Origin of the sequence: Xanthocytophaga flava (assembly GCF_030068545.1) — a bacterium.
GTDB lineage: Bacteria > Bacteroidota > Bacteroidia > Cytophagales > 172606-1 > Xanthocytophaga > Xanthocytophaga flava.
Genome location: NZ_JASJOR010000001.1, coordinates 334,301 through 358,231, shown reverse-complemented (window position 1 = coordinate 358,231; position 23,931 = coordinate 334,301). Strand labels below are relative to the sequence as shown.

21 protein-coding genes are annotated in these 23,931 nt (G+C 40.9%); 11 read left to right on the top strand and 10 right to left on the bottom strand.

The genetic code is table 11. The features are described from left to right. The first annotated feature begins 152 nt into the window (after nucleotides 1-152). Nucleotides 153-1,040: a hypothetical protein gene (locus QNI15_RS01500; RefSeq protein ID WP_314030189.1), complete on the top strand. Its 888-nt coding sequence runs from the start codon at nucleotides 153-155 to the stop codon at nucleotides 1,038-1,040. 75 nt (nucleotides 1,041-1,115) lie between these two features. Here QNI15_RS01500 and QNI15_RS01495 read toward each other — a convergent pair whose 3' ends face one another. Both QNI15_RS01495 and QNI15_RS01490 read right to left on the bottom strand, forming a co-directional pair. Beyond that, nucleotides 1,116-2,273 (bottom strand): DUF6371 domain-containing protein, encoded by a 1,158-nt coding sequence (locus QNI15_RS01495; RefSeq protein ID WP_314030188.1) that lies wholly within the window; start codon nucleotides 2,271-2,273, stop codon nucleotides 1,116-1,118. Between the two features lie 288 nt (nucleotides 2,274-2,561). Next, a complete protein-coding gene (locus QNI15_RS01490; RefSeq protein ID WP_314030187.1) occupies nucleotides 2,562-4,028 on the bottom strand; it encodes a DNA primase family protein in 1,467 nt (488 codons plus the stop codon). A 417-nt stretch (nucleotides 4,029-4,445) separates the two neighbouring features. Between QNI15_RS01490 and QNI15_RS01485 the strand changes: the two genes are divergently transcribed. From QNI15_RS01485 to QNI15_RS01470, 4 genes are all read left to right on the top strand, one after another. Continuing rightward, a complete protein-coding gene (locus QNI15_RS01485) occupies nucleotides 4,446-5,120 on the top strand; it encodes a hypothetical protein (protein ID WP_314030185.1) in 675 nt (224 codons plus the stop codon). 26 nt (nucleotides 5,121-5,146) lie between these two features. Then, nucleotides 5,147-5,596 (top strand): hypothetical protein, encoded by a 450-nt coding sequence (locus QNI15_RS01480; protein WP_313993381.1) that lies wholly within the window; start codon nucleotides 5,147-5,149, stop codon nucleotides 5,594-5,596. An 80-nt stretch (nucleotides 5,597-5,676) separates the two neighbouring features. After that, nucleotides 5,677-6,738, top strand: a complete 1,062-nt coding sequence (locus QNI15_RS01475) for an acyltransferase family protein (RefSeq protein WP_314030183.1) — start codon at nucleotides 5,677-5,679, stop codon at nucleotides 6,736-6,738. Between the two features lie 69 nt (nucleotides 6,739-6,807). Beyond that, entirely contained in the window at nucleotides 6,808-7,683 is an 876-nt protein-coding gene (locus QNI15_RS01470; protein WP_314030181.1) for a hypothetical protein, read from the top strand. Between the two features lie 98 nt (nucleotides 7,684-7,781). Here QNI15_RS01470 and QNI15_RS01465 read toward each other — a convergent pair whose 3' ends face one another. Continuing rightward, on the bottom strand, nucleotides 7,782-9,602 hold the full coding sequence (locus QNI15_RS01465) for a tetratricopeptide repeat protein (RefSeq protein WP_314030179.1): 1,821 nt from the start codon (nucleotides 9,600-9,602) through the stop codon (nucleotides 7,782-7,784). A gap of 1,010 nt (nucleotides 9,603-10,612) precedes the next feature. Here QNI15_RS01465 and QNI15_RS01460 point away from each other — a divergent pair. Next, on the top strand, nucleotides 10,613-11,446 hold the full coding sequence (locus tag QNI15_RS01460) for a CPBP family intramembrane glutamic endopeptidase (RefSeq protein WP_314030178.1): 834 nt from the start codon (nucleotides 10,613-10,615) through the stop codon (nucleotides 11,444-11,446). 9 nt (nucleotides 11,447-11,455) lie between these two features. Here QNI15_RS01460 and QNI15_RS01455 read toward each other — a convergent pair whose 3' ends face one another. Continuing rightward, entirely contained in the window at nucleotides 11,456-12,271 is an 816-nt protein-coding gene (locus QNI15_RS01455) for a helix-turn-helix domain-containing protein (RefSeq protein ID WP_314030177.1), read from the bottom strand. A gap of 457 nt (nucleotides 12,272-12,728) precedes the next feature. Further along, nucleotides 12,729-13,214 carry a group II truncated hemoglobin gene (locus QNI15_RS01450; RefSeq protein ID WP_314030175.1) on the bottom strand — a complete coding sequence of 162 codons (486 nt, stop codon included), beginning with the start codon at nucleotides 13,212-13,214 and terminating at the stop codon, nucleotides 12,729-12,731. A 124-nt stretch (nucleotides 13,215-13,338) separates the two neighbouring features. On the opposite strand from QNI15_RS01450, the gene QNI15_RS01445 reads away from it, so the two are divergent. After that, on the top strand, nucleotides 13,339-13,704 hold the full coding sequence (locus tag QNI15_RS01445) for a winged helix-turn-helix transcriptional regulator (protein ID WP_313975062.1): 366 nt from the start codon (nucleotides 13,339-13,341) through the stop codon (nucleotides 13,702-13,704). 684 nt (nucleotides 13,705-14,388) lie between these two features. On the opposite strand, the gene QNI15_RS01440 is transcribed toward QNI15_RS01445, so the two are convergent. Together QNI15_RS01440 and QNI15_RS01435 are read right to left on the bottom strand one after the other, a co-directional pair. Next, on the bottom strand, nucleotides 14,389-15,015 hold the full coding sequence (locus QNI15_RS01440) for a response regulator transcription factor (RefSeq protein WP_314030173.1): 627 nt from the start codon (nucleotides 15,013-15,015) through the stop codon (nucleotides 14,389-14,391). A gap of 64 nt (nucleotides 15,016-15,079) precedes the next feature. Next, complete coding sequence (locus tag QNI15_RS01435; protein WP_314030171.1) at nucleotides 15,080-17,014, bottom strand: sensor histidine kinase; 1,935 nt, start codon at nucleotides 17,012-17,014, stop codon at nucleotides 15,080-15,082. 410 nt (nucleotides 17,015-17,424) lie between these two features. Here QNI15_RS01435 and QNI15_RS01430 point away from each other — a divergent pair, with 410 nt between their 5' ends. Further along, nucleotides 17,425-17,877, top strand: coding sequence for a hypothetical protein (locus tag QNI15_RS01430; protein ID WP_313993352.1), 453 nt, complete (start codon nucleotides 17,425-17,427; stop codon nucleotides 17,875-17,877). A 135-nt stretch (nucleotides 17,878-18,012) separates the two neighbouring features. Here QNI15_RS01430 and QNI15_RS01425 read toward each other — a convergent pair whose 3' ends face one another. Together QNI15_RS01425 and QNI15_RS01420 are read right to left on the bottom strand one after the other, a co-directional pair. Next, nucleotides 18,013-18,597, bottom strand: coding sequence for a carboxymuconolactone decarboxylase family protein (locus tag QNI15_RS01425; protein ID WP_313975055.1), 585 nt, complete (start codon nucleotides 18,595-18,597; stop codon nucleotides 18,013-18,015). Between the two features lie 98 nt (nucleotides 18,598-18,695). Beyond that, nucleotides 18,696-19,250, bottom strand: coding sequence for a peroxiredoxin (locus tag QNI15_RS01420; protein ID WP_313975053.1), 555 nt, complete (start codon nucleotides 19,248-19,250; stop codon nucleotides 18,696-18,698). A gap of 724 nt (nucleotides 19,251-19,974) precedes the next feature. Between QNI15_RS01420 and QNI15_RS01415 the strand changes: the two genes are divergently transcribed. The 3 genes from QNI15_RS01415 (at nucleotide 19,975) to QNI15_RS01405 (ending at nucleotide 23,023) form a co-directional block, all read left to right on the top strand. Beyond that, complete coding sequence (locus tag QNI15_RS01415; protein WP_313975051.1) at nucleotides 19,975-20,910, top strand: hydrogen peroxide-inducible genes activator; 936 nt, start codon at nucleotides 19,975-19,977, stop codon at nucleotides 20,908-20,910. Nucleotides 20,911-21,234: 324 nt separating this feature from the next. Next, nucleotides 21,235-22,152 carry a hypothetical protein gene (locus tag QNI15_RS01410; RefSeq protein WP_314030169.1) on the top strand — a complete coding sequence of 306 codons (918 nt, stop codon included), beginning with the start codon at nucleotides 21,235-21,237 and terminating at the stop codon, nucleotides 22,150-22,152. A 202-nt stretch (nucleotides 22,153-22,354) separates the two neighbouring features. Then, nucleotides 22,355-23,023 carry a hypothetical protein gene (locus tag QNI15_RS01405; RefSeq protein ID WP_314030167.1) on the top strand — a complete coding sequence of 223 codons (669 nt, stop codon included), beginning with the start codon at nucleotides 22,355-22,357 and terminating at the stop codon, nucleotides 23,021-23,023. Here the strand turns inward: QNI15_RS01405 and QNI15_RS01400 are convergent, their stop codons facing one another. Next, nucleotides 23,024-23,665, bottom strand: a complete 642-nt coding sequence (locus QNI15_RS01400) for an HPP family protein (RefSeq protein WP_314030165.1) — start codon at nucleotides 23,663-23,665, stop codon at nucleotides 23,024-23,026. Nucleotides 23,666-23,931: the final 266 nt, after the last annotated feature.

Below are 23,931 nucleotides of genomic sequence, written 5' to 3'. Positions count from 1 at the left end.
TGGAATTGCTGCAACTAGTATGTCTCTACTCTTATTGATCGGCGAAATCTGTTATCTAATTCATCTCTGAATCAAAACCATTTTTTCTATAAGCTACTATTTTTCCTGATTAGTTTGTTACTTTTGTATTCTGTTTCGTTTTTTATACTTGTATGAGCACCAAAAAAGAAGGGAATCAGTATGATAAGATATTCAAAGAAAATCTGGAGTCTGTTACCTTGGCTCTGATTGAAAAAGTACTTCACATTCAGGTGGCCTCTTACGAGAAAATGCCTCAGGAATTGCAGCGAACTCTGGAGAGGAAACCAGATCAGCTTTTAAAGATCACAGATAAGCAGGGAAACACTTTTTTACTGCAACTGGAATTCCAACTCGCCGATGAGGATAAGATGGTGGATAGGATGCTGGAGTATCGAGCCATTCTTAACCGGAAATATGATTTGGATATACGTCAGTATGTACTGTTCTTATCGGATCAGGTGCCTCAGATGAGTACCCGTATCGAAAAAGAAAATCTGAATTTTTCATTTTATCTGATTCAACTTTCACAGATTAATTATGAGTTGTTTCTCTCTTCTGACAAAGGAGATGAGATTGTATTTGCTGTATTGGGTAACTTTGGTAGTACCACTCCAGAAGAAGCTGCTGGTTTGATTGTACAACGATTAAACCAGACCTCACCTAACCAGATGGAACGGGACAGGCACTTGCAACAATTACGGGTATTGGCTAACTTGCGTAAACTAACACCCTTTGTAGAAATCATGATAGAATCTATTTCTCAGTATATCAAAGAAGAAGATGACTTCCTTTTTAAGAAAGGTCAGCAAAAAGGAAAAGAAGAAGGAATGCTAGAAGGAAAGGCAAAAGGAATACTCGAAGGTAAGTCAGAAGGTAAGCTCGAAGGTAAACTTGAAGGCAAAGTAGAAGCTATTGTGAAGTTTCTAAAAGATGGCATTCTCACTACTCAGCAGCTAGTCTCTTACTTTGATGTCACTGAGGAGTTTGTCGAAGACTTACGTAAAAGTTTGAATAAATAGCTTGTCTGAATCACGGATTCTGTCCGTCGTTGGTATTATCATCTGATAAATCCGTGATTCAGACAATTCTCATTCCTACATTTCCCGAATTACAGCCGTTTGCAGATCTACTCCCAATAGGTCGGCTGTGAAGGCTATCATTTCAGCATGCTGAGTGACAAAGGCTAGCTTGCGTTCATCGCATATGGGTGGAACAGAGCTGTTATTTTCTTCTGAATACGCTGGCATAATAGGCGTTTCGACAGGCTCAGATACTGGCTGAACAGGAATAGGCGTTACTGTATCCGTTACGGCAAACGACAGATCGGCCAGGTCGTCGCCAGTGGGTAAATTGAGGTCTGCTACCTGTATGCTGAATCCCTGACGTTGTAGCAGTGTGGCTTTGGTGGTCCATTCCTTCGTGCCTGCACCTCCATCGGGGATAAGTACCAGATTGCTGTCTTGGAGTGGTGCCAGCCGCTGAGCATTAAGCCAGCTGAGGGCTCCAATGGCCATCCAGCAAAACTCCGGGTATTCGATAGAGCACACCACTGCCGTCTTGGCCGACTCTACGATACATACAGTCTGGTGAGGTTGGCTGGTAAGTAAGTGTAAGCCAAAGGGATGCGGATACTTATCGGCTTGTTCTATGTAAGTGGTAAGCCAGGGCTCAGTAGTTTCTGACTGTTGAGCCAGTACACTATGAAGCCAGGTCGTAGCCCGTCCATGAGCAAAACGGATGGTTTTGCAGGTGGCAGGATGTACTTTAATAATTTGGGCGGAAGCATACCCTATGCCATCGTAAAGCGGAAATATTGTACTGCCTCCTTTATAGGCATTGGAGGTTCCCAGACGATAGCGGTCAAATACCTCATGGGCAGTTGCGGCCCCATACTTCGCTGAAAGATACTGCCAGAAGGTATTTTTGCTGCGAAAGCGGCTCTTCAAGGCTGGATAAATTACTTCCTCTGGCAAATAGATTTTTTGTTTATGAATAGAGTGTGGCTTCTCTGGCAAGGATTGCCTGGTTGGTGGCGTTGTCGCCAGATCCGGATTGTCCTGAAAGTAAGCCCGTGGCGGATAGTGATATCCACAGGTATCGAGCCGGTTACACTTGCCAACCTGTGGATTAAGTATCTCTCCTGTTTGATTATCCCAGTAAGGAGCCAGAGCCCGTTTAACCCCACACGAGGGACAGGTAAGTCTGTCGGCAGGCGTACGATAGGGTTTAAGCTGGTATCGGTAGTTTTGCATAGTATATCAAGGTTGAGTGTCGGACGTTTCTGACAGAACAGACCCCTGTAAAAAACATTTTTTAAAGGGGATAGAATATTGTAATCATTTAAGTATTTGATAGACAGTGTGTTATTTTTCGATAACGCCTGCATTGATTTTCGTATTTAGACTGGATACTCTATACCTGTAATTCTTAATTTGTAATTAATTGTTATTCAGATAGATAAAAGTACTCCAGCATTGCCCTCCTTTAAAAAATGTTTTTTACAGGGGTCTGTTCTGTCAGAAACGTCAGCAAAATATGGTTTAGATAAGTTTTTGGTGAAGGCCTGTAAAAGTGCGGACGGTGCCTTTCGTATTTCGGCCTCTAGAATACCCCAACCCTTCCATCCGTTCAGAAAACTTGCGTTTGCTCATTTTCTTATGGCCATTCTCTACTGTCCAACAGGTGTAGTCCTGGAACAGATCTGCTACAGAAATCCAGCCGTTTACGTCATTTTCCAGACGGCAGTCGTCTATACGTTCAGAGATAAAAACAGCTACCGGATTGCTTTCCAGACGGAAACGGGAAATCTGGCTTGCCATCTTCTCAGAAGGCGACAAACCCCGTTGCTGGGTAAGGCGTTGTAGTCCTTCAAGTATCCAGTTGAGCACTCCTGGCAATTCAGTGGCAATGATACGCTGTGGTAAATCCCGATCCTGCTTATGGTCAGGAATGGTGACTTCAAACGGAATGATGGCAAATCGGCGGAAGAATGCATGGGTAAACTCCGGTACATCCGGCAGACTGTTGGCATTGAAGATCAGCTTGGCATAGTTGCGGATAATCTGCGGCTCTTTGTACGGAAGCCGTGCCTCAATAGGCTCACCTGAAACGAGTTGCTTAAACAGCGAACTTTCCATTTCGCCCCCAATCTCAGAGGCATAGTTGAGAAGCTTGCCTGCCAGTAAAGCCCTGTAATATCCCGTATGGTCGGTAAGGGACGTAATGGAGAAGTTACTCACATTTTCAGTCCCCAGCAAAGCCGAGATCACTTCAAACACCACACTCTTGCCATTGCTGCCAGTACCATACAGAAACAGACATTTTTCCAGTTTGAGAGCTTGGGAAGGTACAAACACATAAGCCAGCATTTCGCTAAGCACCTTTTGCAGCGAAGCATCAGGAAGCACCTCGTTCAGAAACTTCTGCCATTGTGGTGCCTGCGCCTGTGGATCATACGAAAACGGCAACTGATACCGCAGAAAGTCGTCCGGGTTAAAATCACGTAGCTGAGCCTTGCCGTGTTCAATATGCAGTGTGCCATTGCGTAGGTTAATCCGGATATTGGAGTCTTCCTGAGGCAGTTCAGGCAAATAGCCTGTAGACGCAAATTGTTTGCGTAATACCTCCTGATAGCCGTATGTTCTGGCTTTCAGCACTTCAACTCCTGTTCGTTCGGCTGCCTTTCCCAGAAAATATTCCAGTTCGGGTTCGCTTATCTTTTGCCAGAAACATTTGTTGTATATCCAGTAAAATTCATCCCGATGCCCTATCTGCCAGCGATTTTTATGTGCCAGTTCAGCTACTTTTTCACATACCAGTACAGCTATGCGTTCATAGGGAACTTTCTCCAGGCCAGACACTTCGCTAAAATTGATAGGCGGCACCTGAGCGAGTAGTTCTTCAAATAATTCACGATGGGGTACTGGTTGCTTGAGTGAGCTGGCTGCTGCCTGTATCCGGTTCCGGACTTCTTCTTTGCTGTTTGGTTTTTGAGAACTTTTTATCATTAGTTTAGAAAAAATTTAAAGAGATAAGATTGATCAGATAGCATAGGTACAGGCTCCGGATTTGCTGCACTACACTTTTGTGGTGACTATTTATGCGAAAGTTTCTGCTAAGAGTATGGGGACAAAATTGGAGATTTATACAATGCGATTTTGAGCGTTGTTTTGATTATCAGAACTATGCTCAAAACGGGTAGTTTTCTTATGGATAGTTATTTTTTACTTACCGACGTAGGATTTAAGGAGGTATGTTTAGGAATATAGTAGGATGAGGAAGTAAATAGCTGGAAGATCAAAAAAGTGAAGGAGAAATTTATTGAGCATTAACAGCAGGTTGAAGAGTACCAATAAGAGCTAAGTAAAAAGAAGTATATGACTAAAAAGTTTATTGTAAAAAATATCTTTCCAAGATTAGAAAGTATGCTGGAGCCCTATGGGTTTAGCATCATGAACTCTGAAATAGCAGGAAATGGAAGTACATTCACTTTTCAAAGGCCGTTTGCTGATAAAGAGGGATTTCATTATTTTTTTCTGCAACTAACTTCTTCCGGAAAAATTATTTCGGGGCTTTCTCTTTCTCACAAATCTGTCACTTCTCTGAAACAAAAGTCAGGTTGGTTATCAACAGATGAAGAGGGTTGGCTTTTATCGTCAGTTGATTTAAAATACTATCTGTCTGCCCGGAATAATTTAAGTCTCTCAGTAAACAGTAGTTTGCTGGATGATATTTATCTAAGACCAGATGTTGAAAGCATTCAGCATAGCTTACAAGAATTTGTTCAACACTACTTAGAACCCAGCGTGTTCAAATATATAGCAGAAACAAATAGTTTAGTGGAGATAGATAAGCTTGTAAATTTGTTTGTGCCTGGTGAGTCAATCTATCCTTTTCCTGATCGCTGGTTAGTACATTTTTTAAGTATTCCTCAACAGATGGAGGCGAGCCTGCTAGTGGCTTCATTAACTGGTAACCCCAATAAAGAAATATTGAACAGCTCCTATATAAAGTATATTGAGAGAAAAACAAGAATGTACAGGATTCACACTGAGGCATTTCAAGAGTATTTACAGCTATCAAAATTTCTTAGTTCATGATCTGAGCTAAAATAGATCGTCTTCTTATGAAACTTATAGAACAACACCTGGACTTTACTCAGGAAGCTGGCGGGGCTGAACCTGTAGTTCTGTACCAGAATCACAACGTGACTCTTTTAGTGCATGCTGAGAATACACAAGGCGATTTGGGAACAGGTATATTCCGGTTTGCCAATGTACTGGAACTGAAAGTCGGCCCTCCCAATGACGAAGCTTTAAGGGGACATCGTTACTATCCGTTAGGCTTGCGGGCATATGCCTATTATCTGCTTGAAGACTCAGACCGGATAGAAGAACTTAAAGTAGCCAACAGAGTGCATCCATATCATAATGAAGCAAGATACAACGATTACATACATCATATTCTTACCTGTAAGGATGAAGTGATCGAATCCATTGCCCGGAAGGTAGAGTATGATTTTGTGGCTGGTTTAAGAGAAGAAGTTTTTAAAAGGATAACTGCCGAAATCAGATAGCCTTAATCCAAATATACAGCTAAGCCTGTTACTTTTGCAGATGTATATTAAACAGATTATAAAAAACTAATTCTTGCTAAATGAAAATACGGTACCCTGAACTGGATGCTTTACGAGGAATAGCTGCCATCTTTGTTGCAGTGTATCATTTTACATTGGGACAGACTCATCCCTTATTACAGTTTAGAGTGGGTGCTACAGGGGTTGAGTTGTTTTTTATCATATCTGGCTTTGTCATTTTTATGAGTATCAACCATGTAGCTACCGCCAGAGAGTTTATCATCCGCAGATTTACCCGATTGTATCCTACCTATTGGACATGCGTTACCATTACTTTTATAGTTACAGTGCTGGCCCAGCTATCGTATAAAGCAATAGACCTTTCTCTCTGGAAGACCTATGCACTTAATCTGACCATGCTTCAGCATTATTCCTGGGTAGATAATCTGGACGGAAGTTATTGGACACTAATTATTGAGTTGTTGTTTTACCTGGTGATTGTACTGCTGTTTATCTTAAAGCAGTTAAAACATATAGAAGTATGGGGAGGGATTAGTGTGTTTGTGGTTGGCATCTATAATTTTTTTGTACCAACGAGCCATCAGGGGGCATTTAGATCAGAACGTATAGACTTTCCCTTGGTTAATTATCTGCCCTTATTTTTTATGGGAATACTCTTCTTTACTATCATTCATGAAAAGAAAGACTATGTAAGGAGATATATATTGATAGGACTTTGCTGGCTGGTGCAGTTTAGTCTGTTTTATCAGAGTGTCCGATATGATTTATTTAAAACTCAATGGCTGTATGGGTTGGTTTTGCTGGGTTATGTAGGAGTATTTACACTTTTTGTAACCGGAAAGCTAAAGTGGATAGTAAATCCGGTCACTCTTTTCTTTGGAAAGATTTCCTATGCATTTTATCTGATACATCAATTTATAGGTGTCTATGTACTGATGCCCAAGATTATAGCCTATTTTGGAATAAGCCTGAGCCTGGCTAGCCTCATTGCATTTTCGAGTATGGTATTGCTTGCCAGCTTCATTACATTTTTCGTTGAGATCCCTGCACGAACAAAACTGAATGCCAGCTTATTATCCAATAAAAAATCTTCCCCTACCTATCTTGAATCACAGGTTTAAAGATAATTCTTAGTTAAACAGATCGCATCTTTAGTTACTTTTGCCGCCTGTTTCATTTTTTATACTTGTATGAGCACCAAAAAAGAAGGCAATCAATATGATAAAATATTCAAAGAAAACCTGGAATCTGTTACCCTGGCTCTGATTGAAAAAGTACTTCAGATTCAGGTGGCCTCTTACGAGAAGATAAATGCTGATCTGCAACGTACCCTAGAACGAAAACCAGATCAATTGCTCAAGGTTACCAATAAAGAGGGGAAAACCTTTTTGCTACAGTTAGAGTTTCAGCTGGTCAATGAGAAGGATATGGTTTACAGAATGCTCGAATACAAAGCCCTGCTGGCCCGCAAATACAAACTGGATGTGCTGCAATATGTGATCTTTCTTTCTGACGGCAAACCCAGGATGCGTACCCAGCTCGTTCTGACCGATCTTGTATTTTCATTCCAGTTGGTCCAATTTTCCACCATTGATTATGAACTGTTTCTCTCCTCAGAGAAAGGCGATGAAGTGGTCTTTGCTGTGTTAGGTAAGTTTGGTGATAGCAAGCCCGAACAAGCCGCCAGACGGATTTATGAACGATTACAGCAAACCTCAGCTAGCCCACTGGAACTGGACAAACACTTGCAACAATTACGGGTATTGGCTAACTTGCGTAAACTAACTGACTACATTGAGACGATGATAGACTCTATTTCTAAATACATCAAAGAAGAGGATGATATTCTTTTCAGAAGAGGAGAAAAGAAAGGACGACTGGAAGGTAAGCTGGAAGGATTTCAGGAGGGAGAGCAGAAAGGTAAGCAAGAAGGTAAATTGGAAGAGAAAACGGAGACAATTCGTAAATTTCTCAAAGATGGTATGCTGACCACTCAACAACTGGCCTCTTACTTTGATGTCACTGAGGAGTTTGTCGAAAATCTACGACTCAATCTGGAGAAGTAGTCTTGAATTACAGATTAAAAGGAATTTCACGGATAAAGGCTCTCTTTTAAATCCGTGAAATTCCTCTAAGCCGTGTCATGCGTGATTCAAGACCTGTCTTACAACCCTCTCAAAAACAATTCCGGGTCAATGTTCCAGCTTTGGATGACAGTCAGCACAGTTTTATAGTAATTCTGAATGGCAGGTAGTTTTCCTAGAAAAGGTTGGGCGGCCTGAATACATTCCTTTACATAGAAAAGAGATTTCTCACGTGATGGAATGTGGTTACGGTACATGATACACATATTCACGCACACCATAGCTACATAGGGCTGATATACCTGATTATTCTCAACAGCTAATTGTTTATACACTGCCAGCGATTGTTCATACGACTGCTCAGCTTCAGACAGTTTTTCATAGTCCAGTTGCAGACTCCCCAGGTTATTGAACAGCAATCCTACATCGGGCAGATATGTTTTGGGATTTTCCAGTGCCAGTTGCTGATACAGAGCCAGAGACTGCTGATACGACTGCTCTGCTTCCTGATGCCGTCCTGTGTCTTTCCGGATAATGCCCAGATTGTTTAGTATGCTGGCTACCTGTGAGATATATTTCTGTGGATGCTCCTGCTGCAACTGATGATAGATACTCAGTGCCTGTAAATATGACCGCTCTGCTTCAGCGTGCTGATGATAATCAGATTGCAGGCTACCCAGATGACATAAAGTCTGGGCTATGTGATGCAGATAAGCTGACTTGTCTTCCTCAGCCAGTTGCCGGTATACTTCCAGTGCTTTCTGATAGGCGGTACTTGCCTCCTTATACTGGCGCAATGCTTTCTGTGTATTGCCCAGATGATTCCAGGTCTGTGCCACGTCCGACAACCAGGTATAAGGGCTTTCCTTTGCCAGATGCAGACGAATCTGTAAGGCTCTCTGAAATGCTTGTTCGGCTTCCTTGTATTGTTTGTGATGCTTCTGTAACAGTCCCCGATGGTTGAGCAAAGACGCCATTTCCGGCAAATAGGCTTTAGGTGCAGTCTCTTCCAGTTGGGTGTAGAGTGCTAGTGCCTGTAAATACGATGCTTCTGCTGCCGGATACTGATGCGTCATTTTCTGTACATAGCCCAACAAATCCAGCAGATGTGCCATCTGGGCTGTATACATTTCAGTTGCTGTCAACTCCTGATAGATCTCCAGTGCTTCCTGAAAGTACGATTCAGCCTCAGTGTACTGATGTAGCGCTTTATGTAAGTGACCAATATAAGCCAGAATCTGAGCAGTTTCGGGCATGTAAGTTGCCTCATCTGTCTTTGCCAGCGACCAGGCTAGTTTCAGTGCCTCATCATACAGAGGCAATGCCTGACTATACTGATGTTGTGTATGCAATAACCGGGCACAGGAAAGGGTATTTTCCAGAAACCGGAAAGTAAGTAGCGATTGAGTAAAATAAGCCTGAGCACGTTGCACACGATCTCCCAGAGAGAAATCTACCAGTGTCAGACGAGCCAGCATCAGCCATTGTTCTGCCTGTTCCTTGCGTGCCTGAGGTGTATAGGCTACCTGTTCTTTCTCCGCCCGTTCTACCTCCATCTCCAGCACAAGACGGGCCGACGAATAATCACCTGATTTAAAATAGGCTGCTGCACGTTGCAGATAGTTCTGAGTATAGGCAATTCGTCCAAATGCCTGTTCGAGCAAGGTAAGTTCATGAGCAACCGTTTCCTGCTTTTCTTTGAGTTGTACCCGTTCCTTGTCTATTATCAGTACATCAATCCGAAACTGCTCATCCTGAGGATAGCGTTCACTATTTTGTAAGGCTCTGACAAACTGTTTATCCAGCTTGCTGGCTTCCTGCTGCAATGCCTGATAAAGGGCAGAAGATACATAAGCAGATGTCTGAGTATCTGAGACAGGGATAGTGTAAACGTTTTCCATGCAGGCTACTAATAAAGGTATAATCAGGATCGGTAAATAGTCAGATTCAGGTATCTGTTGATACTATACCTGATACTTGTCTGTATGGTGGTAGCGGGTCGTTCCGTATATATGCTCAACTGTTGAACGTGTGTTGTTGGTTACAACAGATTGATAGACAACTATATGGAAGATTATAGGGGAAAACTAGCTAAAAAAAAGCAGATCATCAACAGGGTCTCTGAGGGATATACGTACGTTTCAACTGAAAAATATATGCGTTTGAATGTGTAAACGGCTTTCAGACAATGTTTTAAGGTGTTTGTTGTCCGTAGATAATGAGTCAGACAGACGCAATGTTGACCTGCATTCTGTTCAAATTTTTTTCTAAGCATAATTCACAGCCATTTCTTTTTCTGCGTTGAGTTCCACTCAGCCTATCTTTCTGCGTCTGGTTCTATGCAAACTGAAAGAGGAAGAGTTACCTTGTGATGTCCGTGAGAAAATAATTTTTGCCACGAATAAACCGCAAAAAAGTTTTTGCATAGAATTCACCGCAACATGGGTGTTTGATCGGAATTCACCGCAAGTTTTGTGTTTGAGCACAATTCACCGCAGAGAAAGATCACACATCGTTTAGATGTTAAGTAGCAATGTAGGAGCAATTGATCAATCTTATCAACTTAAGAGAGTTTTTTCTTTTTTGTTCTTCTGAAAGAACCTGTTGACAAATAGAGTTGCATGTGGTTTCTGAGAGAAAAAAATACTCTCTAATTCCAGAGGCCGCTGGTTTTGCCACAAGTTCCTTTCAGGAGGACAGGTAGGTATTTTGAGTGACTTCCTTAAGTCGACAGCATTGGGTGATCTGCCAATCGTCCCTACAGGATATCAGAATTTCCCTGACAGGTCACGAAGAATGCATACGAGAATCACCCATATTCCTGACTCTAATCATTTACCCATCAGTAGCAGACTTCTATTTTTGACATGTATGCGATGTTATATCCAATTGCATTTCTTAGCTGTCTGCCATGCAAACAACCAATCATTTTCGGAGCCTGAGCCTCTTTTTTGTATTCGCTTATCTGATTACCTGGTGTATCTGGGCACCTTATTATCTACCTTCTTTATTTCCAGTCAGCTGGCATACAGATCCCGTGTTTCATTATGCAGGACTAGCAGGACCTTTGCTGGCATCTTTACTGGCTACCGCCATTCAGAATGGCAAAGCAGGTATACGACTGTTGGTACATCGGATAACTACCCTTGGTTCCTCACTTTGGGCAATACTGGCAGCCCTGGGAATTCCCTTTGTAGTAGTGCTATTCTCTCAGATTATCAGTGCGATAGTTGACCATGAGCCAATTTCCTTTCGGGGATTAAGTACTTCACGGGAGATGCCGGGGCTGTCATGGTTTACATTTGCAGCTATCAATATCTTTGTAGTGGGAATAGGCGAGGAAGCTGGATGGAGGGGATTTGTATTGCCTAGATTGCAAGGCTCTATGACTGCTATGAAGGCTAGTATTCTGCTCACTATCTTCTGGGCTATCTGGCACTGGCCTTTGTTCTTCTATCCGCTGAGTGGCTATTACCATATGGATATTTTTGGCATAGCTGGATGGTTATTCAGCTTATTACTGGGTAGTATCCTTTTTGCCTGGTTGTTTAATTCTTCTGGTGGAAGTGTACTTACCTGTGCAATCTTCCACGGCATGATGGATATTATGTTCATTTCTGCCTTTCCCAATACTCATCTGGCCAGTTACAATGGCATGCTGATAACCATTCTGGGTTTTGTGGTAATCAATCGGTTTAGCGCACAGAATCTGTCACGCAAAGAACGGATTACAACTACTGAATGAGTTCTGTTGTTACTTGCAAGGTGATACCAAAACAGCGGTAGCACTCAGCGTAGAAAATTCGGATGGGAGCTTATGGGTAAAGCTTTTGAAGTCCCTGATAAAATGCGACTGGTCACTATACCCAGCCTGATAGGCAATAGTGGTAAGAGAGTCTGCACCTTTGTGTAACAACATCAGACTTTGCTGAAAGCGGTGTATTTTCTGATATAACTTGGGCGATACTCCTACATGTTGCACAAAGAGTTTGTGTAAATACCGGGAAGAGATACCATACCGGGTAGCCAGATCTGCTACATCCAGCATGCCTTCCCGCTGCTGAATCTGTGATGAAGCAGCCGACAACAACTGTAACTTATCTGACACTTTCTCTCGTTTGGCTAACCTGTTCAGGAAAAACTGATCCAACAGTAGTAATCTTTCGCGTAGGGTAGGGGTATTGAGAAGCCTTTCATGAAGGTGGTTCACCGGATTGCCTATAACATCTGCCAGATTAGATATATGGTCGTTAAAAAGAGAAATCCCTTCTTCCAATAAAAACGAACTGGTATGTGCATGAAACCGGGCTCCCAGCATAGAACTCTTACCTGTTGTCCGAAAGGAAAGTGGCTGTATTACCTGTCCCCACAATTCGATGGGTGAGTGATCCACAAACTGATTATCAGAACGACTTTGCCATTTGTTGGTACTCATATTAAACATGACTTCCATACATCCCGTTGCAAAGGCTGTATCCTCATACAGGCCTTCTCCGTCAGTCTCAAACAGATAATAGGTCTTTATAAAAGGCTTTAAGGCTTCGCAAGGAGTGTATTCGGTATAGCGCATACATGCTAACAGGTTGAGGTATTGTGGTGCAATATACGGGAGTTAGGTTGTTCTGAAATTGTATGAATCGGAACAAAATATATAGATTTTATTTGATGAATCTTTATCTTTTTGATATATGCTTGTTCCTGCCTAAGGTTGTTTATTGTTTCTATACGTCACTCTTCCTGCCCCTACTTTTCTTTTGCTTGTCCAAAAGCAAAGTAGCAAAAGAAAAAGACACTTTTTCCCGATCCTTCTGCCCCCAAGGCCAAATGCTAACCTCGCGGAGAAAAGATTGCCTACGCACCTACACTGCCACTCACGATTGAAGTCTCCTTTTCTCTCTTTGTGACATGTGCTCAAAGTTGTCAATTTCGGAAAAAAGCATTCTGAGATCTTCTGAAAGAAATTTCCCTCTTTATTCTCATGAATCAAGACAAGCTCATACACTTACACCTGTTATAAAACTCAGAAATTATCCTGGAATGTATGGTCCGCCGGGTTCTCCCCAGCCCCAGCGTGGCATAGGTTCATCAGGAGCCATAGGGATTTCTTCCAGATTGGAGTTAATCACAGCGATACGTGTGCCCCACTCAATATAAGCGACAAAAGCTGAACGAAACTCCGGGTTATCGGGAAGTTGCAGGGTATCAGCGGTGGTGAGCAAAAGCTCAACCCAGCGTTTACGGTGTTGTTCGGTCAGATGCTTGGACAGGTGTTTTTGAATCATCTTAAAATGGCTTCCTTCCTCACTGCTATACAGTTTGGGGCCTCCCATGACTTCAGCAATAAAGTGTGCTACATGCCGCCTGTGATTGGGTGACATATGCCGGAATACAGGTTCAAGCAGTGGGTCCTGAAGTACCTGAGTGTAAAAAGCATCCATCAGTTTTTCAAATACTTCCATTCCTCCCGCCCATTCATAGAGTGTGGGAGTAGATTTTGTTTCAGGTACAGGCATAGCAGATCCGGGTGTGATGACAAAAAAGTAAGTAATTAATTGCTGGTAAACTTATCTATCTTTGTTCTAGCAGTCAATACCTTACCAAAAGGTAAGCCTGTATTTAATCAAACATTGATACAACATGATCACCTTGCACGATAAAGTATATACCTGTCCGGTTGATGTATCTCTCCGCTTCATCAGTGGCAAATGGAAGATTCTGATTCTATTTAATCTCTTTCATTTTGAGAAGAGAAGTTTTAGTGAGTTACGGGATAACCTGCCGGGAGTGGCTGAGAAAGTATTGACACAGCAACTAAAGGAATTAGAGAAAGACAATATGATAGGCCGACGTATTCTTTCTGAGAAGCCCTTACGAGTGGAATATTTTCTGACAGAACAAGGGATAAGTATGTCTCCTATGTATGAGTTTTTGAGCAAGTGGGGCATTGCTTATTTAGAGAAAAATGGCATTGATTATATACAGGACCAGCATTTGTATAAGTAATCAACAACCCCATTTGTCTGAATCACGGAAAAGGTAAGGGCGCACCCACGTGCCTTATCTTGTTCCATAACTTTTCTAGAAATAAAGAAAATTTCTGGCACAAATGTCCATTTGTGCCCATTTTGAGAGCAGCGGACGTTCAATGCTGTCAACTTAAGGCAAAGACCCTTATTTCCGTCGTTGGTGTTATCACCAACGACCACTTTCCCTCAGTTCAAGTTGGTGCATAACACCAACTTGGGGAAGAAGCAGACCTACATTTTAAATGTGTTTTTTCTTACCTTGACAGCAGTGATAGGACGCTGCGTTGGTGGGTAAAACCTTGTTTGGGTACTATCACAAATCTGAACATGGCTCAATTTGCCCCAACGCAACGGACGTCGCTTTCAAATTAGGTCCGAACGGACGTTCGAACCAGCGTCTTTCTAATCGAACCTGCACTCTCCTTTTAAAACCTTCATTTCCAGATAAGATATGGGACAAAATAAGGCATGTGTGCGACCAGTTTCCCGCAAATCATGTTTGCTATAATCCGATATTTATAGGGAGGCCACATGTTTTATCTTATCCGATAATTCTTCGTTCTTCAATGTTTTAGACAACCTATTAGGAAAAAAGAGGATAAGTGTTTCTTTCAGAAGGATAGGAGGGTATTTTCTGAGTGATTTCCTTAAAATAACGCCCTTACCTGCCGAAAACTTTGTTGATTGCTTCGGTGCGGTTTTGTACATGCAGCTTTTCGTAGATATTATGGATGTGTTGGCGTACAGTTCCGGTACTGATGGAAAGTTTACTGGCTATCTCCTTGTACAAAAGTCCTTTGGCAAGATGATCCAGGATTTCTTTCTCACGTGCAGATAGTTTCTGGCTTTCCTCTAAGGGAGGTGTTTTCTGGAAGGAATTAACGATCTTACGGGCAATGGAGGCACTCATGGGCGATCCGCCCTCATGTAGTTCCTGTAAAGCCTCTATAATCTTATGAGGAGGTGTTTTCTTTAGCAGATACCCTGAAGCTCCGGCAGAGAGTGCCTCAAAAACCTGTTCGCCCTCTTCAAATACAGTAAACATCATAAACTGTATATGTGAAGTTACTGCTCTTACTTTTCGGATACAATCTATTCCACTCATTCCCGGAAGGTTGATGTCCATCACAACAATATCCGGACGTAGGGCTGGCAATGCCGCCGCCGCATCTTCTGCATTCTCATAGACAGAGACACATTCAAAACCGGGTGTCTGATTAATGACAAACCGAATACCTTCTCTGATCTCAGAAATATCTTCTACAACACTAATTCGAATGGTTTCCATACTAACAAATGTATTGGCTGATTGGTGATAAGACAATAGTACAAAAGTTATAGAAGAGGTTCATTTACCGACTGAATGGAATGGATAAAAGTATTTCAAGACAGACTCTGGTCCCTGTTTCTGCTTCGGTATCCCATGTAATACCACCTTCAATGTCTTTCATCCGTTGCTGCATATTTTTCATGCCATTTCCATACTTCCGGGTCTCACCTTTCACAAAACCTTTGCCATCATCCTGAATCGTAATTTTTAACGAGTCATCATAACGAAAATCCACCACTACCTGTGAAGCCTCTGCATGTTTAATGGCATTGTGTACCGCTTCTTTGATAACCAGATAAATATTCCGGCGCTGCACTCCATTCAACGAGATTTCAGGTAAAGATTCCTGTACATGAAACACATAGTTGACTTCTGCATTTTCCAGTAATTCACTTATATGACTTCTGGTATAAGCAATCAGGTCTTGCAGGGTATCATACTCCTTATTCATAGACCAGATAATATTGCTCATCTGATCTACCAGTCCGGAAGCCATAAGAGAAATTTTTTCTGTAAGCGCCGATTGCCCGTTCTGTACATTCTGATGCATAGCATTACTCAGAAATAAAATAGAGGTGAGTCCCGACCCGATGTCATCATGCATTTCAGATGCAATTCGTTTACGCTCCGCCTCTCTCGCTTCTACCGCCGCTTTGTATTTCTCAAATTCTTTCTGTGTCTGTTCTATTTTCAAAGCCTCCTGTGCTTCTGCTCTCTCAATCTCATCCCGTTTGTTTTTATACCCAAGTCCTAAGGCAAAACAGAGTAGCTCAATAGTAATACCTAATTGAAAGTAAAATAAAGGTGACCTGAATGGCATAGGCAGGTTTTCTATTGTACCCGGATAATACGACAATACCATTGCCAGCAATCCCCAGAAAGCCATTGCCAGACTACCTGTAAAGATATACCACATCAACCGATTGCGCAGTTGTACAATAATAAACAAGGCTACGACAGAAAGAATGATCAGTGATGCCCGGATGATATCCCATAAAAACCAGCGGAAGAAGTAGGTCTTTGGAAAAAGGAATAAAACAAAATCTATACAGATGTAGGCAATCAGAACAGCTGTAGCCCAACGTAGAATTTTATCCAGCCGAGGCAACACCTGAGAGACAGTTAGAAAGCGCCGGAAGAAGGCGAAATAAAAGCAGTTGGCGATAAACTGTGTGATACTTCCCCAGTAGTATACAAAGAATGGCATACGCTGCACAGGTGCAAGATTCAATGCATTGCCTCTATACAGAAAATAAAACAGGAAGAACAAAATATAACCTGAATAGTACAGATACTCTATGGAACGCACCTGAAGATATTTGAAAAAGATATACAGCAACATCATCAGAAGCATACCCCAGAAGATGGTGAATTGCAGCAGATCCGCAATTCCATATTTGTATTCGCCTAGAAAAAGTTCTGCGACATACTCTGGCCGGATCAGAGCTGGAGAAATAGCAGAATGCCGGGTCTTTAGTGGAATTATTTTAACTGTGTATGCCAGTGTCTGCTCTGGCAACAAAGTCAGTAAGAATGTTTGAGTGCCACTATATATGCGCCCTTTATAGTCTTCTACAGGCAATTCCCGTACGGTATGTGCAATCAGATCTTCTTCTTTTAGCCACACACTTTCCTGTGTATCTGCATAGAAATACAGCTTTACAGTGTCAGCCTCATCATTATGTAGAATAAATCGCAGGTAGTGATTGACAAATGCATTTTCGCTGGGAAGGAAATTTGCATAATAAGCAGAATCTTTGTGATAAACCGACAACGGAGGATTCCAGAAAAGAGGCTGATTGGATGTATCAATACAGAAACTGGTTTCAGTCCAGATATCCCGGAAAGTTTTTATTTTTGAGGTGTAAACAGTATCTCTCTGAAATGTCTCTACAGCCCATACATTCGATGTAGAAAAACAAATAAAAAAAATGCAGCTTGCGCGTATGAGTTGCATATACCACATAATTCTCCTACTTTAGTATGGCAAGGACATCCTGAATACTCTCAAGTATGACTGGCACATATTTTTTACAATAATTTTTCGACTAGAAAGATTAATTCTGTGTCAGTGAAATAACATGACAGTATGTATCTATAAAATAACAACAAAAAAGTAAACAAATCAGCACAGCTATGTATTTTTAGTGTACTTGTCTCCCTCATTCTTCTATTGTTTCAGACAAAACTTCAAGTTTTTCACCAATAAATGCCATGATGTGAGAAAAATACAAAAAAATATTTTTTTGTGTGTTTGTTGTTTTTGTAATTTTACGTTAACCGCAAGGGAAAAAACATTATCTGTCAAAAGATTAGTAGTACGCAGTATATAACTTTCTCAACCTTCCACCTTAAATTATTCTGAACATGAGTACAGATGCTTCCAAACTCGACAAAGCCCTAGACGCTGCATACGAGAAAATCTCCAAACTCAACAATCCTGAGTTTACTTCTATTACAGACAAAATTAAATATCTGATTCACAGCTATCGTGCAGATGGAAACCCTGTGGGTTTGTATGAAGTTGCAACTGAAACTGTAGACTTTCTGAAGTCCAATCAGGAGAAATATTCTAAACAAATCACTCAAAAGCTGATTGATGATATTTCGAAAGCAACACAAACAGAAACAGCTCCTGTAAAAAAAGCGGCAGCTCCTAAGAAAGAGGAAGCCCCAAAAAAGGCTGAAGCTCCGAAGAAAGCAGCAGCTCCTAAAAAAGCCGCAGTAGTACAGGATGCAGCAGCAACTGCTACAAAAGCAAAAAAAGAAACAGCTAAAAAACCTGCTGCACCTAAAGCACCAGGTAAAGGAAAAAAATAATATAAGAAAGTATATATAAAAAACGTCCCCGTTGTGAAACGCGGACGTTTTTTATTTGTGCTCATCTGTGAAAAAAAAGAAGCCCGACCACCAGAAGCAGCCAGGCTTTCACATCAAAAGTATTACAATGATTTATTAAAAAATAGCAGTAAGTCCTTTCATAACGGCTGTCAAACGAACAGCATCATAAATACGGGCTTGTGAACCACCTACTTTCAGAATAGATTCTTCGTGCGCATTTACACACATCTCACAACCATTCAACGCAGATACTCCCAAACTCATCAATTCAAAGAATTCTTTGCCCAGCACAGGATTCATCATGATAGACATTTTGATCCCTGCCGGTGTTTGTTCGTAATATTCTTTTTTGGTAAAGTGACGGAAACGGTAAAACACATTGTTTACGTTCAGCAAAGAAACACAAGCGATTGTTTCCGCTAGCTCAGCATCTGTAGCACCTTCTCCTTTAGCCAGTGCTTCGAATGTTGTTTTCAAAGCAGCATGTTTCTCATTGATAGCCACAGCCAATGCCAGCAAATAACTTTCTTTCTTGCTTAGATTGTCATACTTCAAGGCATTGGTTACATTGATACGCAGATCACGCAAATACCGGTGATCTACTTCTGCCAGTTTATCCACTTCAGCTGTTGGCTGATAATCGGCAACTTTTAATTCTTCCAGCAGACTACTTAAGGTTTCGTGTTGCAAAGTATCCATAATTATAACGAAAGGTCAATGTATAAAGTAAAGGATAAGAAATGAGGTCCGCAGTTAAGAACACTCAGAACTACGAACCCCAGGAATTTTGAGTAAGATTAAGCAGTCAACGTAGCTTCACCTTTTTGCCAGTTGCAAGGGCAAAGTTCATCTGTTTGCAATGCATCCAACACACGGATTACTTCACCTACGTTACGTCCTACAGAAAGGTCGTTAGCACTTACCCAACGTACGATTCCTTGAGGATCTACGATGTATGTTACACGATAAGCAATTTTCTCATTCGCTTCCAGGATACCTAGTTCTTCAGCCAGTGACTTAGAAGTATCAGCCAGCATAGGGAATTTCAAACCACGCAGATCATCGTGATTTTGTCTCCATGCCAAGTGCACAAATTCAGAGTCAGTAGAAGCACCAATCAGGATCGCATCACGATCTTTGAAGTCCTGGTTTTTCTTGTTGAATTCAGCAATCTCAGTAGGACATACGAATGTAAAATCTTTTGGCCACCAGAACATTACCAGCCATTTGCCAGCGTTGATATGATCCTGGCTTGTAATTTCATAGAATTCATTACCTTTTTCAAGAGAAACTACTGCTGTTTTTTTGAACTCAGGAAATTTCTCTCCGATAGATAACATACGGTTTTGCATGGTCGAAAAAATTATATAAAGGTTAAACAAGTATTATTTAAATCAGCGATTCAAAATTGGATAAAATTGACAGATAATAAAAATCGATTTTATTTATCATTTCATAGAAAAAAATGATGACAGCTATTATACAGGCTAGAACGTGTTTTTTTAGGCTGTTATCCTATTCTTTATTCGAGGCTAAAAATGGTGATTGTATTTTTCAAACGGAATGATTTCTGTCTCAAAGAAAAATGATTATAATCACTCTTTGCAAAATTATATTTATCATAATCCCAGTAATCAGTTAACAACACTTCAATACACTCTATAATAACTCGTTACTGTATAATTTTGACACACAAATAGTGTAGCTTCTTACATCTTAATCTTTATAGCAACACTATAGATATTATAATAGATACAATCAATATTATTTAACAACCAATAAGTATAATCTATATATTTGTAGTAGAGTTACTCTCGAAGTACCCTTCCATTGTCCTCCTGAAAGGATCTCTTGACAAGACCGGCGACCTTTCCGATTGGAGTATATTTTTTCTCTCCAAAAACGAACGCAACTCTATTTGTCACGAGATCCTTTCAGAAGGACAAAAGGAGAGATTCTTCCAAGAGGACAGAGTAGGAAGTGTTCTTTTCAGAGGATAGGGAAACATAGAAGGACTAAACACCTCATGAAAAGAAAGAATAGTAATCACAAAAGAATAATTATTGCAAAGAATACATGACAACCATACAGTTAGAATACATTGTAGCAGTAGACTCCTATCGACATTTTTCGTTAGCAGCAGAACATTGCTGTGTTACGCAGCCTACACTCAGTATGCAGATCCAGAAGTTGGAAGAAGAACTGAACGTAAAAATCTTTGACCGAAGCAAGCAACCTGTAGTACCTACAGAAGTAGGAATGGAAATTATCGAACAGGCACGTACAGTACTAAAGGAAGCGGAGAAGATCAAAGAAATTATACAGGACAAACGAAATGAAATTTCCGGAGAATTGCGTCTGGGAGTTATTCCTACACTTGCACCTTATCTGCTCCCTTTGTTTCTGCAAAAATTTGTAGAGCGATACCCGCAGGTAAAACTTAAGATCGCTGAGTTTACAACAGAGGTGTTAATTGAGAAACTGAAAAGCAATCAGATTGATGTAGGGCTACTGGTAACCCCTCTTCCTGACAACAATCTCTTCACCCAACATCTGTTTTATGAGGAATTTGTAGTATATCTGTCAAAATCGAACGAGTTAATGAAAAAAAATTACGTTCTGGCTCGGGATATTGATGTACGCCAACTCTGGCTACTGGAAGAAGGACACTGTATCCGTTCTCAGATTATGAATCTGTGTGAACTTAAACATCGCTACCAGGACAGCACTACTTTTGAATATGAGGTAGGTAGTATCGAAACACTCAAAAAGATGGTTGAACTCAACGATGGCATCACAATTTTGCCAGAACTTTCCCTACAAGACCTAAATCCGGATCAAATTGTGCGTGTAAGACGCTTTGAGAGCCCTGCACCTGTACGGGAAGTAAGTTTGGCAACTCATAGGAATTATGTAAAAAAACGCATGATTGATGCCCTAAAAACCGAAATTCTGGAAGCTATTCCAGTCGCAATGCAGGCACAAGGTGAACGGGAAGTTGTAAAAGTCTGATTAAGAAAAGATAAATTTCTTAAATAATCTGATTATCAATCACATGTATGTTTTCAACCTTTTTTCACACCCTTTGAATGGTATTTTTTAAGAACTTAGTATCCAGATACATAGACAAAACTGGCGCGATACTTGCTATAAAATATTCATAAAGGTTAGGTTTAAGGTTAAAATCAGAACTAAGCTCATATTCGCTGAATATGGGTTTTTTTATTGCCCATATCTTACCTATTAAAAAGACCTCTAGTTATTTTCATCTCACCGCCAGCGTTTTTATGACAAGCTTCGTCTGGGTATACATATATCCAAACTGAATTTTGTCTTATGAAAAATTCTTTCTTTATAGGTGGGGTAGCCATCCTCCTGATCATTTTTGTTATGGCCTGCAATAACTATGTGGCCATGGTATCTCCTACAGATCCATCTGTTCTACTACCTCCGGGCCAGGTATTTCTTCCTGATACTCCTTTACCTGTAGATAGTGCAAAATCAGATGTTTCAGAAACAGATACTGTTATCCTACCTGATGATGTAATACTTATTCTACCCAAGTTATGTGTTACCGGAAAAGGTTCTGACATACCCTGTAATTGTGTAGTAGATGCTCATGTAAAACTATTAACCAGCAAAAAGGAAATCCTACTATTTGGGAAATCTACTGTATCTACTACCGAATTACTTGAGACAGGCGGTCAGGTGATGCTTACGATTCTGTACAATGGAGACACACTTCAAATGATGGAAGGAAAAAACTTCACACTCAAGATTCCAACCAAACGTACCAAAACGGATCATACTAAAATGCGTTTTTACAAAGAAGACGCTCAAACTACTTGGGCAGAACTGGGGGCATTGGCAGGTTCCACACCAGAGTACTATACCATTACCAGTAATCAGCTGGACACCTGGCTGAGTCCAGCCTATGTCTACTCAGAGGCATCTTCTACTGTACAGATTTCCTTGCAGATTTCGGGTGAAGGGCCTGCTTTGTCACAGGTACGTCTCTTTGTGATTCCATCCAATATTCACTCAGTAGTTTCAACTACACAGATCAATGGTGTGTTCATCCCGGTCAGCCATCTACCACTGGATGAAGAAGCAACACTAATAGCCCTGGCTAAAACAGGAGAAACGCTTTGGCTTGGCAGACAAAACATTTCTCTTCAATCATCGTTACAGGTACCTATGGAGTTTACGTCTGTCACACAAAAAGAACTGGATGAAATTTTATCACAACTCTGATCATTGTCTTTATCAGTTTAGAGGAAACCAATTAGCAATGGATTATAGGGGTTTTTCATTGCTAAAAGAAGAGTGTTTCCATCAGACAAGGGGTAGGCTATTGCTTGCCTTTTGCCTTATAGTGTATTGTCTTTTACCTGCGTATAGCCAGACGGGTAGCCGAACTAAAGCTAAAACCCCTAATGAACACTCAAATTCATTTTTGAAACCCTATGCACATCCTTACCAGAATCGACTCTCTCTGGTGGCAGGAATAGGACTGGCAGGCTATGCTGGTGATATATGCAGACTAAAGGATAGTGACCTACAACATCATTATCTCAATATTGGCCTAAGTGCAGGACTGTCCTACCGGTTTACGAACTACATTTCTGTTCGCTGGGACAATAGCTATCAGTCATTACAAGCCAAGGCGAAGCCGGGGACATGGGGAGATTTAGCATTTCATTCTCATTTGTTTGGATCTGCTATCTCACTTCAGATTAATACCACATCAAAAACCGTAGGAGAACAATATAATCGTAGTCTGGATGCTTACTTCCTTGCCGGATTCGGCGTGTTGTATTATCGCACAAAAGTGAATGCAGATGCTTCAACTCAGGAGTGGCTCAAACCTATGCAGGCAACTGCCAGAAGTCCTATTGCTTTTGCATTCCCTATAGGTATTGGAGCAAGCTGGCGACTGACAGATCAGTCAAGTCTGGGCTTGGAGGCAGTTTACCATTTTACGACTACAGACCTGCTGGATGGCATCAGTCTTACCAATGATCCGGAACCACACTCAGATCACTATCTGACCTTACAAGTACGTTTTACCCAACAATTATTTCAGATGTTTCACTACAAAGAGTATCTACAGCGAAAAAAGTAACTAGTGCGATTCGGAGGGTAATGAGTAGCGTTGCCGTTTCAACTTATACCTCTTCAGTTTAGGCCAGCTTTTTTTCAAAAAACGGGTAAATTTTCGGTTGGTTGGATATGTTCGGTTGGCAGTCATATTATTAAAAATAAGCGCCACAACCAGAAGAATCAGACAGCCTGTAAGCACAGGAGAAATCACATACCAATACCCTAGTTGTTTTATTTTTTCCGATCCGATCACAGCAATCAGTCCGGTAGCACCTCCGGGTGGATGCAGTGTTTTGGTCACTTGCATCAATACAATAGACAAAGAAACTGCCAGTGGTGCTGTTAACCAAAGGATATCAGGCAATAGCTGATAGACAGAAACGCCCACTATAGCCGAAAGTACATGTCCCCCGATCAGGTTCCGGGGTTGTGCCAATGGACTTTGTATAGCACCGTAAATCAATACACTGGAAGCTCCAAAAGAGCCAATCAGAAAAACAGTATCTGTGTAGGGAAACATTTTACTTTGTAAGAAGGCAATACAGGAGATTCCTACAAATGCCCCGATAAACGACCATATATGTTCCCGATAATCTACTAGTGTTTCTTTATAAATAACATAGCGGGTAATGCGTAGTCCTCTTTTTATTCTTTTCTTAACCATTGGCAATTAAAAATCTGTCTACTTTAGTAGTGTATAGTTTGATTCTATTCTTTCTTATAGCAATTATCCTATTTTGCGCAAAAATATCTTTAATACAAAAATATCTGCTATCACATAATCTGAGAGATTTTTCAATATTCCAAAGAAAAATTTATTTCACAGAGTGAAAGTTCAGTATTTTCTTACTTTTTGTCTTTCGGTTACCAATTTTAGTAACTTTTTTGTTTTTATCATCGCAGCTTCTTTTTATTTATAGTTGTATAACT